Raw genomic sequence first — 967 nt, 5'->3', positions numbered from 1 at the left:
GAGATTGAAGTAGTCCACCAGCAAATCAGAAAGCGTGGGTTCTTTTGCTTTTTCTAGAGCATCCAGAAGAAGCTGCTTCTTTTCGTTCAGGTCTGCGATCCAGCGTTGCAGCCCACGGATTGCGCTGCGGATGGACTGCATCAGGCTGTTGGCTGCACGAATATCCCGGTTCAGGTTGCCGAGAACGGTTTCCACTCCACGCTTTTCCATCTGGTGTGCAGCGGGGCCGAGATGGACGGTCGGTATCTGCTGGATGCCCTGCCGCTCAAAGGAGCGCAGGTCAACACGTTCTGGTCTGCCAGCAGCTTCCAGATAGCGGTTGGTGATGGTCTCCCAGCCATGCCGCCAGACCTCGGCGTACTTCTGGTCGTTCCAGTCCACCGTGTTTTCCTTGTGACATTTCCAGTTGCCAGAAGGGAGCCGGATGCGCTCGCCGTTCTCGTCAAGGTCGTACACCTTTCGGGCTTTCGGGAGCCACTTGCCGTGTTCATCCATTGCCCGGAGCGTCAGCAGAATGTGGGCGTGTGGGTTTCCATCTCCCTTGTCGTGGATGGCAAAGTCAGCGATCATCCCTTTGGAAACAAACTGCTCGTTGCAAAATTCTTTGAGCATGGGAAGATACTGTTCCTTCGGCACCTCTACCGGGAACGCCAGCACGATGCGCCGGGCAAGCTGGGAGTTCCACTGGTTCTCCACGGCTTCTACGGCGTTCCAGAGGTTTTGCCTGTCTGCAAATCCGGGCGGCGCATGGGACGGCAGCATGATCTCGGCGTGGACAAGCTCTTTCTTCTTGTTGTAGAATTTCGTTTTCTGGTCGTACTCGCTGAACAGCCGTTCGCCGCTCTGGTAAGCGGCCCCGGCAACGGCGGACTGCCCTTGGCTGCGCTTGACGATGGTGATTTTGAAATGCGGACACGGAATAGGCATCACCCCCAAACAAAAAGACCGCCCAGCAAGATTGCTCTTG

1 protein-coding gene is annotated in these 967 nt (G+C 56.4%); it reads right to left on the bottom strand.

Annotated elements, in window-relative coordinates; all coding sequences use genetic code 11:
- Positions 1–921 (bottom strand): MobQ family relaxase (mobQ, locus tag J3349_RS13950; protein WP_207677827.1); only part of this gene is annotated, 921 nt, incomplete at its 3' end.
- Positions 922–967 lie beyond the last annotated feature (46 nt).

It is taken from the genome of Faecalibacterium sp. Marseille-P9590, assembly GCF_017377665.1.
Lineage (GTDB): Bacteria > Bacillota > Clostridia > Oscillospirales > Ruminococcaceae > Faecalibacterium.
This window is presented reverse-complemented; position numbering and strand designations above follow the sequence as displayed.